At 70.4% G+C, this 12,108-nt stretch carries 13 protein-coding genes; 6 read left to right on the top strand and 7 right to left on the bottom strand.

Annotated features, from left to right (window positions below):
* Window positions 1-97 precede the first annotated feature (97 nt).
* On the top strand, window positions 98-421 hold the full coding sequence (locus tag VAE46_RS01895) for a GntR family transcriptional regulator (RefSeq protein ID WP_322795212.1): 324 nt from the start codon (window positions 98-100) through the stop codon (window positions 419-421).
* A gap of 115 nt (window positions 422-536) precedes the next feature.
* On the opposite strand, the gene VAE46_RS01900 is transcribed toward VAE46_RS01895, so the two are convergent.
* Window positions 537-1,451: a PAC2 family protein gene (locus VAE46_RS01900; RefSeq protein ID WP_322795213.1), complete on the bottom strand. Its 915-nt coding sequence runs from the start codon at window positions 1,449-1,451 to the stop codon at window positions 537-539.
* Between the two features lie 97 nt (window positions 1,452-1,548).
* On the opposite strand from VAE46_RS01900, the gene VAE46_RS01905 reads away from it, so the two are divergent.
* Entirely contained in the window at window positions 1,549-2,769 is a 1,221-nt protein-coding gene (locus VAE46_RS01905; protein WP_322795214.1) for a GNAT family N-acetyltransferase, read from the top strand.
* A 3-nt stretch (window positions 2,770-2,772) separates the two neighbouring features.
* Here VAE46_RS01905 and VAE46_RS01910 read toward each other — a convergent pair whose 3' ends face one another.
* A complete protein-coding gene (locus VAE46_RS01910; RefSeq protein WP_322795215.1) occupies window positions 2,773-4,041 on the bottom strand; it encodes a pitrilysin family protein in 1,269 nt (422 codons plus the stop codon).
* A 78-nt stretch (window positions 4,042-4,119) separates the two neighbouring features.
* Here VAE46_RS01910 and VAE46_RS01915 point away from each other — a divergent pair, with 78 nt between their 5' ends.
* Both VAE46_RS01915 and ccsA read left to right on the top strand, forming a co-directional pair.
* Window positions 4,120-5,076, top strand: a complete 957-nt coding sequence (locus VAE46_RS01915) for a hypothetical protein (RefSeq protein WP_322795216.1) — start codon at window positions 4,120-4,122, stop codon at window positions 5,074-5,076.
* Window positions 5,077-5,124: 48 nt separating this feature from the next.
* Window positions 5,125-6,090, top strand: coding sequence for a cytochrome c biogenesis protein CcsA (ccsA, locus tag VAE46_RS01920; RefSeq protein ID WP_322795217.1), 966 nt, complete (start codon window positions 5,125-5,127; stop codon window positions 6,088-6,090).
* A gap of 11 nt (window positions 6,091-6,101) precedes the next feature.
* On the opposite strand, the gene VAE46_RS01925 is transcribed toward ccsA, so the two are convergent.
* The 3 genes from VAE46_RS01925 to VAE46_RS01935 are packed head-to-tail and all read right to left on the bottom strand — an operon-like array spanning window position 6,102 to window position 8,215.
* Entirely contained in the window at window positions 6,102-6,899 is a 798-nt protein-coding gene (locus tag VAE46_RS01925) for a thioesterase family protein (RefSeq protein WP_322795218.1), read from the bottom strand.
* Window positions 6,900-6,941: 42 nt separating this feature from the next.
* Window positions 6,942-7,664 (bottom strand): anti-sigma factor domain-containing protein, encoded by a 723-nt coding sequence (locus tag VAE46_RS01930; RefSeq protein ID WP_322795219.1) that lies wholly within the window; start codon window positions 7,662-7,664, stop codon window positions 6,942-6,944.
* Window positions 7,661-8,215 carry an RNA polymerase sigma factor gene (locus VAE46_RS01935; protein ID WP_322795220.1) on the bottom strand — a complete coding sequence of 185 codons (555 nt, stop codon included), beginning with the start codon at window positions 8,213-8,215 and terminating at the stop codon, window positions 7,661-7,663. Before VAE46_RS01935 ends, VAE46_RS01930 begins: the two co-directional genes overlap by 4 nt.
* Window positions 8,216-8,326: 111 nt before the next feature.
* Here VAE46_RS01935 and VAE46_RS01940 point away from each other — a divergent pair, with 111 nt between their 5' ends.
* Window positions 8,327-9,181, top strand: coding sequence for a DUF4397 domain-containing protein (locus VAE46_RS01940; protein WP_322795221.1), 855 nt, complete (start codon window positions 8,327-8,329; stop codon window positions 9,179-9,181).
* A gap of 71 nt (window positions 9,182-9,252) precedes the next feature.
* Here VAE46_RS01940 and recF read toward each other — a convergent pair whose 3' ends face one another.
* Window positions 9,253-10,422, bottom strand: coding sequence for a DNA replication/repair protein RecF (gene recF / locus VAE46_RS01945; protein WP_322795222.1), 1,170 nt, complete (start codon window positions 10,420-10,422; stop codon window positions 9,253-9,255).
* A gap of 184 nt (window positions 10,423-10,606) precedes the next feature.
* Between recF and VAE46_RS01950 the strand changes: the two genes are divergently transcribed.
* Window positions 10,607-11,608 carry an HpcH/HpaI aldolase/citrate lyase family protein gene (locus tag VAE46_RS01950; protein WP_322795223.1) on the top strand — a complete coding sequence of 334 codons (1,002 nt, stop codon included), beginning with the start codon at window positions 10,607-10,609 and terminating at the stop codon, window positions 11,606-11,608.
* A 77-nt stretch (window positions 11,609-11,685) separates the two neighbouring features.
* Here VAE46_RS01950 and VAE46_RS01955 read toward each other — a convergent pair.
* The coding region (locus VAE46_RS01955) for a DUF2269 family protein (protein WP_322795224.1) at window positions 11,686-12,108 on the bottom strand (423 nt) is incomplete at its 5' end.

Below are 12,108 nucleotides of genomic sequence, written 5' to 3' on the forward strand. Positions count from 1 at the left end.
TGGGAGGTTGGAGGTGGAAGGTTGGAGGTGGGAGGTGGGAGGGGTGTTGGCGCGCGACGGCGGCGGGGCAGGGCGGCGGGTGGGGTATGCTTAGGGCATGGCGAGACGGAGCCCGCGGAAGACGAAGGCGGACCTGGTGTATGAGGCGCTGCAGGCGGCGATCCTCTCGGGTAACCTGCGAGAGGGCGAGCACCTGCGGCAGGAGGAGATCGCGGCGCGCTGGGGCGTGAGCCAAACGCCGGTTCGCGAGGCGTTCCGCCGGCTCGAGAGTGAGGGGCTGGTGGAGCACGCGCCGAACCGGGGGGTGGTGGTGCGGGGGCTGCCCTGGACGCCGCCGCCTGCGCCGCTGGACGCGATTCGGCGGCGCTGGGAGGAGCTGGTGCGGGACCCGGAGAGCATCCCGGGGAGCGACTTTCCGTAGTTTTCTTCAGTTTTCGCCCGGGCGAGGGAGCTCAGCCCGGCAGGCCAGCGGCCGTTGTGCGATCGCGGGGGCTGGCCGTCGCAGGCGAAAGTGGCGGCTCACCGGTTTTCCGGGTCTAACGGTCGCCGGTGCCGCGGAGGAAGTCTTCGACGTCCTTCAGGATGTCGTCGGCTGAGGGCAGCTCATCGGCGGGCTGGCCGGCCTCGAAGGCATCTTCGCCTTCGGCCGCATCGTCCTCGTCGTCTTCGTACTGGGCCTCGAGGGTACGGACGTAGGTTTCGATCTGATCATCGCCGGCGGAGGCATCTTCGACGCGGCGGAGGAAGAGCTCGGCGCGGGCGGGGAGGTCGCCCTCGGGGATGGCGAAGCCGAGGATGGGCTGGAGGGCCCGGACGAGGGCGAGCGTCGCCGGCGGGTTTTCGTCGGTGTTGAGGTAATGCGGCACGCCAGCGGCGAGGCTGATGAGGTCGACGTTGCGCTGGCGGAGGAGGTCGTGGATGACGCCGAGGATGCCGGTTGGGCCCTGGTAGAGGGAGCGGCCGAGTCCGTAGCGGGCGGCGAGGCGCGGGTCGGCGCTGGAGCCGGTGACGGGGATGGGGCGGGTGTGGGGGGTGGGCGCGGGGCGGGCAACAAGGGAGCAGACGAGGAAGGGGTCGAGGGCGGCGATGGTCTCGGCGATGCGCGTGCCGAAGGTGCGCCAGCGGAGGTTGGGTTCGACGCCGCGGATGAGGACGAGGGGCGGGCTGGAGCCGGCTGCGTAGAGGCCGCGGTTCTCGGGCCAGCGCAGCTGGCGGATGCCGTCCTCGGTGATGTGGACGGTCGGCCGGGTCTCGGTGAAGACGTAGTAGTCCTCGGGGTCGACCGAGAGGAAGCTGCGGGCGCCGAGCGCGGCGGCGATGTGGTCGACGGCGTCGGTGGTGACGGTGCCGGTGTCGCTCCAGCCGGTGAAGGCCAGGAGGACGATGGGGGCGCGCAGGGTCTCGGGCAGGGGTTCGATGGCGAAGCCATCGAGGGGGGAGAAGTCGGCCACGGTTTCATTGTACCGGTCGGGCCGGTACAGGCCCGCCCGGCGATGGACCGGGCTGGAAGAGGGGCGTACGGTTGGCGTTCGAGGAGGCGATGCGAGGATGGACTGGACCGTGCGGGTGCCCGAGACGGGCGAGGTTGGGGCGCTGCTGGACGTCAACACGGTGGCCTTCGGCAAGGCGGTGCAGCATGACAGGTCGGACCGTGCGCTCCAGCTGACGGAGCGGGAGCGGCTGCTGGGCGCGTGGGAAGACGGCAGATGGGTGGGCTGCGCCGGTTCGTTTCCGTTCGAGATGTCGGTGCCGGGCGGCTCGCTGCCGTGTGCCGGGGTGACCTGGGTGGGGGTGCTGCCGACCCATCGTCGGCGCGGCGTGCTCTCGGCGCTGATGGCGCGCCAGCTGGGGGACTGCCGCGAGCGCGGGGAGCCGCTGGCGATGCTGTGGGCATCCGAAGCGCCGATCTACGGGCGGTTCGGGTACGGGACCGGGGTGCAGGTGCTCGAGCACGTGCGCATCGAGCGGGTGCACGGGCGCCTGCGGGGGCACCCTGGCCTGCGCGGCCGAGTGCGACTGGTCTCACGGGACGAGGCGCTGACCGCCTGGCCGGCCGCCTGGGAGGCGGTGCGCGCTGAGCGGGCCGGCCTGCACCGTCGCAGCCCGCCGTGGTGGCAGCTGCGGGCCATCCCGGAAGCGGGCGAGCGCCCCGGGGACGGCGCTGAGTTCCTGGCGAGCCTCGAAGAGTCGGGGGCGACGATCGGCTACGTGCGCTACCGGGTGCGGGGCGACTGGCAGGACGGCATCCGCGACGGGACGCTGGAGGTGCTCGAACTGCTGGGCGTGGACGGCGGCGCGGAGGCGGCTCTCTGGGAGTTCGTCTTTGGGGTAGACCTGGTGGAGCGGGTGGCGGCGCGCTATCGGCCGCTGGATGAGCTGCTCTGGCACCTGCTCGAAGACCCGCGACGGCTCGAGCGGCGGCCGGTGGATGCGCTGTTCGTGCGCGTGGTGAACCCCGTCCGGGCGCTGGAGGGGCGGCGGTATGCAGCGGAGGGCCGGGTGGTCCTCGAGGTACGCGACGACTTCGGCGGGCACGCCGCCGGGCGTTTCGCGCTGGAGTGCAGCGGCGGGGCCGGGCGGTGCCGGGTGACGACTGAGAGCCCCGGGGCGGAGCTCGACGCTGCTGCGCTGGGAGCGCTGTACATGGGGCAGGCGAGCGCGCTCGCGCTGTGGCGGGCAGGGCTCATTGCGACGGACCGGGAGACGGCGGCGCGGTTGGACCGGCTCTTCCGCTGGAGCCCGGAGGCCTGGGCGCCGGAGGAGTGGTGAGACTCAGCTGAGCGCCGCTTCGATCTCGGCGGCGTCGAGCGAGGGGCCGACCACGGCGGCGTGCAGGCGGGAGCGGTCGAAGATGCGGCGGGCGACGCGCTGGATATCGTCGGCGGTGACGGCGTTGATGGCGCAGACGACTTCTTCGATGGTCTCGACGCGGTCGCGGGTGAGCAGGAGTTCGCCGTTGCGCTGGCCGATGGCGTAGGCGGTCTCGAGCGAGAGGCGGAAGCGCCCGATGTTGTGGTCGCGGGCTTTCCGGAGCTCCTCGGGGGGGACAGGCTGCTCGATGAGCTTTTCGGCCTCGGCGAGGCAGACCTGGATGGTTTCGATGAGGCGGTCGCGGTTGACCCCGGCCGAGATGGTGAACACCCCGGCATCGGAGAGGTAGCCGTAGCCGCTCGAGACGGAATAGGCGAGGCCGCGGCGTTCGCGGACTTCGAGGAAGAGCCGGGAGGACATGCCGGCGCCCAGGACATCGTTGAGGATGCGGAGGGCGTAGCGGTCGGGGTCGTTGCGGCCGAAGATGGGCAGCCCGAGGTAGAGGGTGCACTGGTCGATGGGGCGGGTATCGATGAGCACGCGCGGGCCGGTGATGGCCGGGTTGTAGGGCTCGACCGGTGGGATGGGGCCGGGCTGCATCTCGGCGAAGAGCGGCTCGGCGCGGGCGAGGACCTGCTCGTGGGTCACGTTGCCGGCCACAGCGAGGACGATGTTGCCGGGTTTGTACCACTCACGGATGTGCTCGATGAAGTGAGAGCGGTTCCAGGTGGCGACGAGTTCGATGGTGCCGCCGACATCCCAGCCGGGAGGCTGGGGACCGTAGACGGCCTGCCCGATGAGACGGGCCGCCCAGGCGGCGGGGTTATCGTGGTTGCGCTTCAGCTCCTGCTGGACGACCGGGCATTCGCGTTCGATCTCCTCCTGTTCGAGTTTGGAGTGGAGGAGCATATCGGCGGCCACGTCGATGGCGGTGGGGAAGCGGTCGAAGGGAACGATGTTCCAGTAACAGGTGAACTCTTTGTTGGTGTAAGCGTTGAGCGTGCCGCCGGCGCCTTCGATTTCCTGGGCGATGTGGATGGCCGAGGGGCGCTTTTCGGTGCCCTTGAAGACCATGTGCTCGAGGAAGTGGGTGATGCCGTTGAGGTGGGCGGGTTCGCAGCGGGAGCCGACGCCGACGAAGAGGTTGACGGAAACGGCCTGGCTGGCCGGGAGCGTTGCGGTAATCACGCGGAGCCCGTTCTGGAGCGTTGAGACCTGGTATTCGGACATTACCGCCCTCCTCGCGAGTGAGCCCGCATTGTACGGCCCGGCGCGAAAGACAAAAGGGGGCATGGCTACACTGGTAGCGTGCAGCGAATCGAAGGGCTGGTCCCGGCGCCGAACTGGACGAGCGCGGCCGGGGCGCTGGAGGGCATCCTCGCGCACGCCGGGATCGTGCTGCCGCGGCACGCGGTGATGGGCCTCACGGGCCACGCCTGGCACTTCTGCCTCGGGGCGGAAGGCGGGGTGGTGGCGCTGCCCTCGGGGCCGGCGCAGTTTGACCGGGCGGCGATGGTGGAGCGGTACGCGCGCACCGGCCTGCGCTTCGAGCGGTTCGCTGCCGCGGCGGAGGGCGGACGGGACGCTGCGGTGAACTGGGCGCGGGAACGGCTGGATGCGGGGGTGCCGCTCATCGGCTGGGATTTCCACCTGCACGAATTCGGCATTGTGACGGGCTACGACACCGACCGGGGCGGGTTCTTCGTGGAGGACCTGCTCACGGAGCAGGTGGGGGCCTTCGTCCCGTGGGATGCGTGGCCGCTGCTGGGGTGGATCGAGCTCTGGGCGCCGATCGAGCCGGTGGAGGTGGAGGTGCCCGGGGTGCTGGTTGCGGCGCTGGAAACGGCGGCCGCACTGCTGGATGGTCGGGAAGGCGATGCGGAGCCGGGGTTGCTGGGCTGGCGCGGGCTGGAGGCCTGGGCGGAGGCGTTCGACGGCGCCACGGAGGTGGACCGGGCGGGAAATGCCTACACGCTGGCGGTGCTGCAGGCGGCGCGGGCGGACGGCGCCGCCTTCCTGCGGGACGCTGCATCGGCGCTCCCCGATGCCCGGCAGGCGATCGAGGCGGCGGCGCGGGCGCTCGAGGAGGAGGTGAAGGCGCTGGCGCCCCTGATCACGCTCTTCCCGTTCCCGACCGGCGGGCACGGCAACGTGGCGGTGCCGGGGCTGCGCGGGTCGGCGGCGATGGTGCTGCGCAGGGCGGCCCGCCACGAGCGGGAGTGCCTTGCGGCGCTCGACGATGCGCTGCGGCTGCTGAACGGTTAAGGGAGCGGAAGCGCACGCTGACGGCTGGGGGCAGCGGCGGTAGGATTCGTGGAGGGGATCACAACCGTGGCCAGCTTCTCGATGTATCTGTTCTGGACCGGACTCGGCACGGCGGTGCTGGCATCGCTCGTGTACGTCGCCTACGTGGCCAGCGCGGCACTGGGCTTCCGCAGGGCGGTCGCGCAGACAAGCGCCGGGACGGTGAGCGTGGCGGTCGGCGATGGGGCGCCGAGCGCGGGGCTCGGCCGGCTGGCGACGGCGCTGACCGGGCTGACGGTGGTGTTCCTCGCGGGGTGGGCGGCGGCGCGCTGGGCGGCTGCCGGGCACGCGCCGCTTTCGAACCTGTTTGAGTTCACGGCGACATTTGCGCTGGGCGTGGCAGCGGCATACCTGGCGTTCGAACAGGCGATCGGCAACCGGCGGTACGGGGTTTTGGCGCTGCCGATCACGGCGGTGATGCTGGGGGTCGCGGCGACGTTCCCTTCGGAGATTGTGCCGCTCATCCCGGCGCTGCAAAACGGGCCGCTGCTCACGATCCACGTGTCGGTGATGATGCTGTCGTACGCGGTGCTGACAGTTTCGTTCTGCGGCGTGGTCGTGTACCTGCTGCAGGGCGGCGAAGGGAAGCGGCGATTCGCGGCGCTGCCCTCGGCGAATTCGGCGGGCGACCTGGCGCACCGGGCGGTGCTGGTCGGGTTCCCGCTGCTGGGGCTCGGGATTGCCCTGGGCGCGTGGTGGGCGAACAGTGCGTGGGGCCGCTACTGGGGCTGGGACCCGAAAGAGACCAGTGCGCTGGTGACGTGGCTGAGCATCGTGGCGTACTTCCACGCGCGGGCCGGGAGCGGGTCAGTGGCGGGGGCGCCGGGCATCCGGCGGCTGGTGCCGGCCCGCTGGCGGCGCGGCTGGCGGCCGGACCCGATGTGGTGGCTGGTGGTGATGTGGGGGCTGGTGATGTTCACCTACTTCGGGGTGAACCTCTGGATCAGCGGCCTCCACAGCTACGCCGGCGTGTAACGCGCGGAGGCTCAGGCGCGGCGGCGCTGGGCGAGCGCAGCAACGACCGAGGAGCCGATGGGTCCCTGTTCGTCGTAGAGGCGGCACTGCCCCATGGCGATGCCGTCGGCGGCGCCGTGGTCGGTGGTTTCGAAGCCGATCCACTCGCCGGCGGGGTAGCGGTGGAGGTAGAGGGTGATATCGACGTTGATGTAGGCGAGGCCGATGGTGCCGGAGTTGGCGAGCGGGCTGGTGAAGTCGCAGGCGAGGGCGACCCGCTGGAAGGGCGTCAGGGGGCGGCCGGCGACCAGGGGGCGGACTTCGCGCATCCAGAGGCGCTTCTGGGCGTAGGCGCCGAACGCCCGCCCCTGTGACCGCGATTCCCACATGGGCCGCCAGCCCTCATTGGCGACCGGCGGAAGAGGCTCGGGCGGGAGGGCATCGGGCAGGGGGAAGTCCCATGGCGGCGGGCTCCAGACCTGCCCTTCGGGCTGTGCGGTTTCGCGCAGGAAGACGACGCTGGCCCGGCCGATCGACTGGCCGGCAGCGAAGGCCTCGGCATCGACCACGCGGATGCGGCTGCCCTCGCGGCGGACGTTGGTGGTGACGGTGATGGGGTCGAAGCCCGGCAGCCGCCAGAGGTCGACGGTCATGCGGGCGACGCGGAGGCGCGGCTCGGCATGGCGGTGTTCGGCCTCGGCGCCGAGCAGGCCGGCGACGACGCGGCCGTGGAGGGAGTTTGGGTCCCAGGGGCCGCGGCAGACGGGGCGGGGGACGAAGGCGTCGCCTTCGACGGCGAAGAAGGGGTCGTGTTCAAGGAATTCAGCCATGGTGCCCCGATCATGGGGCCCGGAATGGTCAGCGGCCAGCGGTCAGCGGGGGGTGGAGAGCAGCTCGGGGCCCTGGGGCCGGTCGCCGGCGGCGCCGTCCGGTTCGAGGGTGACGAACATGCGGGTCATCTCGCGGGGGAGCTCGGGAAGCTGCACGACCAGGGGGCCCTGGCTGCCTTCGAAATCGGCGGCCGAGCGGGCGCCATAGGGGCCTTCGCTCCAGAGCTGGTAATGGTGGCCCTGGGGAGCAGGCGGCAGGCCGCGGAGGACGAGCAGGCCGGAGGAGAAATCGGGGGCGACGTAGATGGCCCCGGCGGCGCCATCGCCGGAGATCGGCAGCTGGAGCGGCCGGGCAGCGAGTTCATCGCGCAGGCGGTCGGATTCGGAGCGGGCATCGAGCCACGCCATGACGGCAGCGGCAAGGCCGACGGCGAGGACGAGCGAGGCCGCGGCGGAGGCGAGCGCAATGGCGCGCCAGGGTGCAATGGCCGACCGGGGACGCAGGGGGATCGGTTCCGGAGCGGGGGTGGAGGCAGCGGCGATGCGGTCGCGGACGCCCGCGGCGATGCGCTCGGCGGCGCCGGGCGGAAGCTCGACGGGTTCGTAGGCGAAGGCGAGGGCCTCGGCGGCCTGGAGGTACTGCTGGAGTTCGGCGCGAAGGCCCGGCTCGCTGGCAAGGAGGCGCTCGACTGCCGCGGCCTCATCGGGTTCGAGGAGGCCGAGTGCGTAATCGGGGAGGAGTTCGCGTGCGGCTTCGAGGTTCATGGTTCGATCACCTCCCTGGCGGGGGCGAGGGAGCTGCGGAGGCGGGAGAGGGCCAGCCGAAGCCGGCTGCGGACGGTGCCTTCGGGCAGGCCGAGCTGGCGGGCGATGTGGGCCGGGCGCTGGCCCTGGAAGTAGGTACGAATGATGATGTCGCGCTGTTCGGCGGGGAGCTCCTGCAGGGCCTGGTTGATGCGCTCACCGTCGAGGCTGGCGAGGACGGCCTGCCAGGTATCGTCGGGGTCGCGCATTGCATATACGGCGGGTACGGAGTCGATCGATCGTTCGGGGATGCGAGCGCGCTTGCGGAGGAGGTCGATGGCGGCGTTGCGGGCGATCGCGAGGATCCAGGAGCGTTCGTTGCCGCGCTCCGGGTCGAACTGGCGGCCGCGCTGCCAGATGCGGACGAAGGCATCCTGGACGGCCTCTTCGGCGAGGGCCGGGTCGCCGAGGACCTGGACGGCGGCGGCAAAGGCGGACCCGGTGTACTCGGCGACGAGCTGGTCGAAGGCAGCTGGTTCGCCGTTGCGGAAGCGTTCGAAGGCGGTGGTCATGCGCGGGACACCGCCGGGGTGGTGATCGAAGTGTTGTCGAGGTTGCGTACATGGGGTGTACGCGATTGACCGGCCGGCAAGCGCGGACACACAACGCTGGAGGTTCGATACATGACCCTGGCACGGGCAGGCATGACCCGGGCAACGCTCCTGGCGGTCGCTGCGCTGCTTGCAGCGCTGGCCGCGATGGTGATGTGGGCGCCGAAAGGCGCGGATGCGCAGTCGGCAACCGGACGCGTGCGCATTATGCACGCGAGTCCCGATACGCCGGCAGTGGATATTTTTGTCGACGGCCAGAAGGCTGTCACTGCGCTCGCGTTCCCGAACGCGACCCCGTACGTTGCGCTGCCGGCGGGCGGGCACAACGTGAAGGTGTTCGTTTCGCCCTCGGATGGCACGGGCACGCCGGCGCTCGAGGCGACGCTCGAGATCGTCGCCGGCAAGGACATCACCGTGCTGGCGACCGGCGAGGTTTCGAAGGGCACGCTGGCGCTGACGCTCTTCGAAGATGACAACAGCACGCCCTCGGGCAACAACGCCCATGTGCGCCTGATCCACGCATCGCCGGATGCTCCGCCCGTGAAGGTGGCGGTGGCCGGGACGGATACGAACGTGTTCACCGGGGTGGCCTTCCGCAACGTGAGCCCGTACGTGCCAGTGCCGGCCGGGACCTACAGCCTGGACGTGAAAGTGAACGATTCGGGCGCGACGGTGCTGACGATTCGCGACCTGAAGCTGGAGGCCCGGACCGTCTATACGGCGGTTGCGGTCGGCCTTGCGGGCAACGGGACGCTGCGGGTCATCCCGCTGGTCGATGCGCCGGCCCCGGCGGCGCCGGCCGCGCCGCGGACTGGAGACAGCTTTGCGGCGGACAGCGGCCTGAGCGCCGGCTGGCTGCTTGCGGCAGGTGCGCTGCTGCTGGCGGTTTCCGGCGGCATGGCGCTGGCGGTGCGGCGGGTCCGCTAACGCCTCAGCCATTCACTCGACGGGGGCAGCCGGCCGGCTGCCCCCGTTCTTTGTGCCCGGAGATCCCGGTGCTATTCGCCTTCGAAGCGGGTGAGCGTGCCGGCGGAAACGACGAAGCGGCCGGCGGCGCGGGTATAGATATCCCGCAGGCGGTCGGGGTCGGCAGTAGTGACGAGGGTCTGCTGGAAGGTATCGATGTACTCGAGGACGCCGCGCCGTCGGCGGGCATCAAGCTCGCTGAGGACGTCATCGAGGAGGACGACGGGGTCGTCGCCGAGGGCGCGCCGGAGGTAGGAGGCCTCGGCGAGGCGCATGGCGAGGGCGGCGGTGCGCTGCTGGGCGCGGGAGGCGAAGGCGTCGGCGGGCATACCGTCGATGAGGATTTCGACGTCGTCGCGGTGGGGGCCGACGAGGGTCGCGCCGGCAGCGATCTCCTTCTGGCGGACGTTCTTGAAGGCTTCGAGCATACGCCGGGTCCATTCGGCGTCATCGATGGGGGCGTCGTACTGGTCGAGGCCGCCGAGGGCGGGCCGGAACACGAGGGTCAGGGATTCGAGACCGTCGCTGAGGCGTTCCATCTGCTGCTCGGCCTGGATGGCGAGGTGGCCGAGGGCATCGGCGCGGGTCCAGAAGATGGTGCCGCCGGCGTGGGCGAGCTCCTGGTCCCAGAAGGAGAGTTCACCGGGGGAGGCTTCGCGGGCCTGGATGCGCTTGAGGAGGCTGTTGCGCTGCTGGAGGACGCGGGCGTACTTCTGCATGGCGCGGAGGTAGCCGCGGTCAACCTGGGAGATCATCATGTCGAGGTAGCGGCGGCGCATGAGGGGCGGGCCGGCGACGATCTCGATATCGAGGGTAGTGAAGAGCACGGCGCAGAGCTGGCCGACGGCATCGGAGGCCTTGCGCGGGATGCCGTTGACGCGGACGCGCTTGCCGGCGCGGTGCGCCGGGTCGACAGAGCGGCCGACGATGGCGAGTTCGAGGGCGAGGTTGCCGGCGGAGCGTTCGACCTGGCAGGCGAGGCGCGCCACGGGGAAGTCGGAGGCGAGGATATCGCGGCGGACGAGGTCGGAATCGGCGCTGGCGCGGCTGGAGCGGAGGGTAGAGAGGAGGTAGATGGCCTCGAGCAGGTTGCTCTTGCCCTGGGCGTTGTCTCCGACGAAGAGGTTGAGACCTTTCTCGAGGCGGATGCGCGCGCGGACGTAGTTGCGGAAGTTGACGAGTTCGAGGTCGTAGATAAACACGGTGCATGCGTAGTATAGCGCGTGTTGGTTAGCTTTGGGCTTACTTTTTCCAAAGGTTGACCGGGACGAGGCAGGGCGGTGCGAGCTTCACCGAGGGGAAGGGGGGCGGCATACTGGGGCGTACGGCCTGGCGGGCCGGGGAGGCCGGACCCGCCGTTCGACTACGCTGGAGGAGACGAGGACGATGGCGCGACACCCGAATGAGGTGCTGTTCGAAGGGGAGAAGCCCTTCCCGATTATCCCGACGTGCGAGCACTTTGCGGGCACGGAAGAGCGGATTGCGAAGGCGCTGGAGCTGCAGAACAAGATGGGCGGCGTCTTCGATATCACGATGGACTGCGAGGACGGCGCACCGACCGGGCGGGAGCGGGAGCACGCGGAGATGGTGGTGCGGATGCAGAACAGCCCGCTCAACCAGCACAACATGGCGGGCGTGCGCATCCACGACTACACGCACGAGCACTGGAAGCAGGATGTCGACATCATCGTGCCGGGGGCGGGCGAGCGGATCGCGTATATCACGATCCCGAAGACGGTGCGGGCCCGCGAGCTGGCGGAGATGATCGAGTACATCCGCGAGGCGACGGCGCGGGCGGGCATCCGTCGTGAAATCCCGATCCATGCGCTGATCGAGACGCACGGGGCGCTGCGCGAGGTGTGGGAGATCGCGACGCTGCCGAACGTGCAGGTGCTGGACTTCGGGCTGATGGACTTCGTGAGCGCGCACCACGGGGCGATCTCGTCGTACGCGATGCGTTCGCCGCACCAGTTCGACCACGCGCTGCTGCGGCGGGCCAAGTCGGAGATGGTTGCGGCAGCGCTGGCGAACGGGGTGGTGCCGGCGCACAACGTGACGCTCGAGCTGAAGGACACCGAGTTCATCTACAACGACGCGCGCCGTGCGCGGATGGAGTTCGGCTTCCTGCGGCAGTGGAGCATCTACCCGGCGCAGATCGAGCCGATCACCCGGGCGATGGCGCCCTCGCACGACGAAGTGGAGGAGGCGCAGGCGATCCTGCTAAAGGCGTATGCGGCCGACTGGGGCCCCATCCAGCACGAAGGGAACCTGCACGACCGGGCGACCTATCGCTACTACTGGGAGACGCTGCAGCGCGCGCGCATCCAGAACGTGCCGCTGAGCGACGAGGTGGTGAAGGCGTTCTTCTCGGACGCCGTGACCGCCTGAGCGGCGTTCGACGGCGCTCACCAGCGAGGCCCGGGCGCGATGCCCGGCCCTGTTGTGCGCCCGGGACGCCGATGGGCTCACGCGCCCGGCTTCCACGCCATCAGGAAGAGGATGCCGATGGCCGAGGCGGCGAGCAGCATGCCGGAGATGCGCATGCGGCGGGACCAGGCGAGGTAGGACTCGGGAAGGGCAGGGGAATCGGGCAGGCCGTCGAGCGCGCGGAGGCCGCCCTTGAGATTGCGCCGCTGGACGATGTTGGAGAAGGCGAATGCGGCGAGGAACCAGGCGAGGGCGATGCCGAGCCAGAGGGGGAAATCGTCGCGGTAGCCGGTGGCGTCATCAAAGATGAGCCCCAGGCCGGCGAGGAACAGGACCACGACCGCGGGATTGACGACCAGGTTTTCGATGCGGTGGGTGATGTGCAGGCCGAGGCGGGTGGCGGCGACTCCCTGCGCTTCGGTCATGGCCTGGAGGAGGGGGAAGGCGAAGGTCGCGCCGAG

Origin of the sequence: Tepidiforma sp., assembly GCF_034433535.1 — a bacterium.
GTDB lineage: Bacteria > Chloroflexota > Dehalococcoidia > Tepidiformales > Tepidiformaceae > Tepidiforma.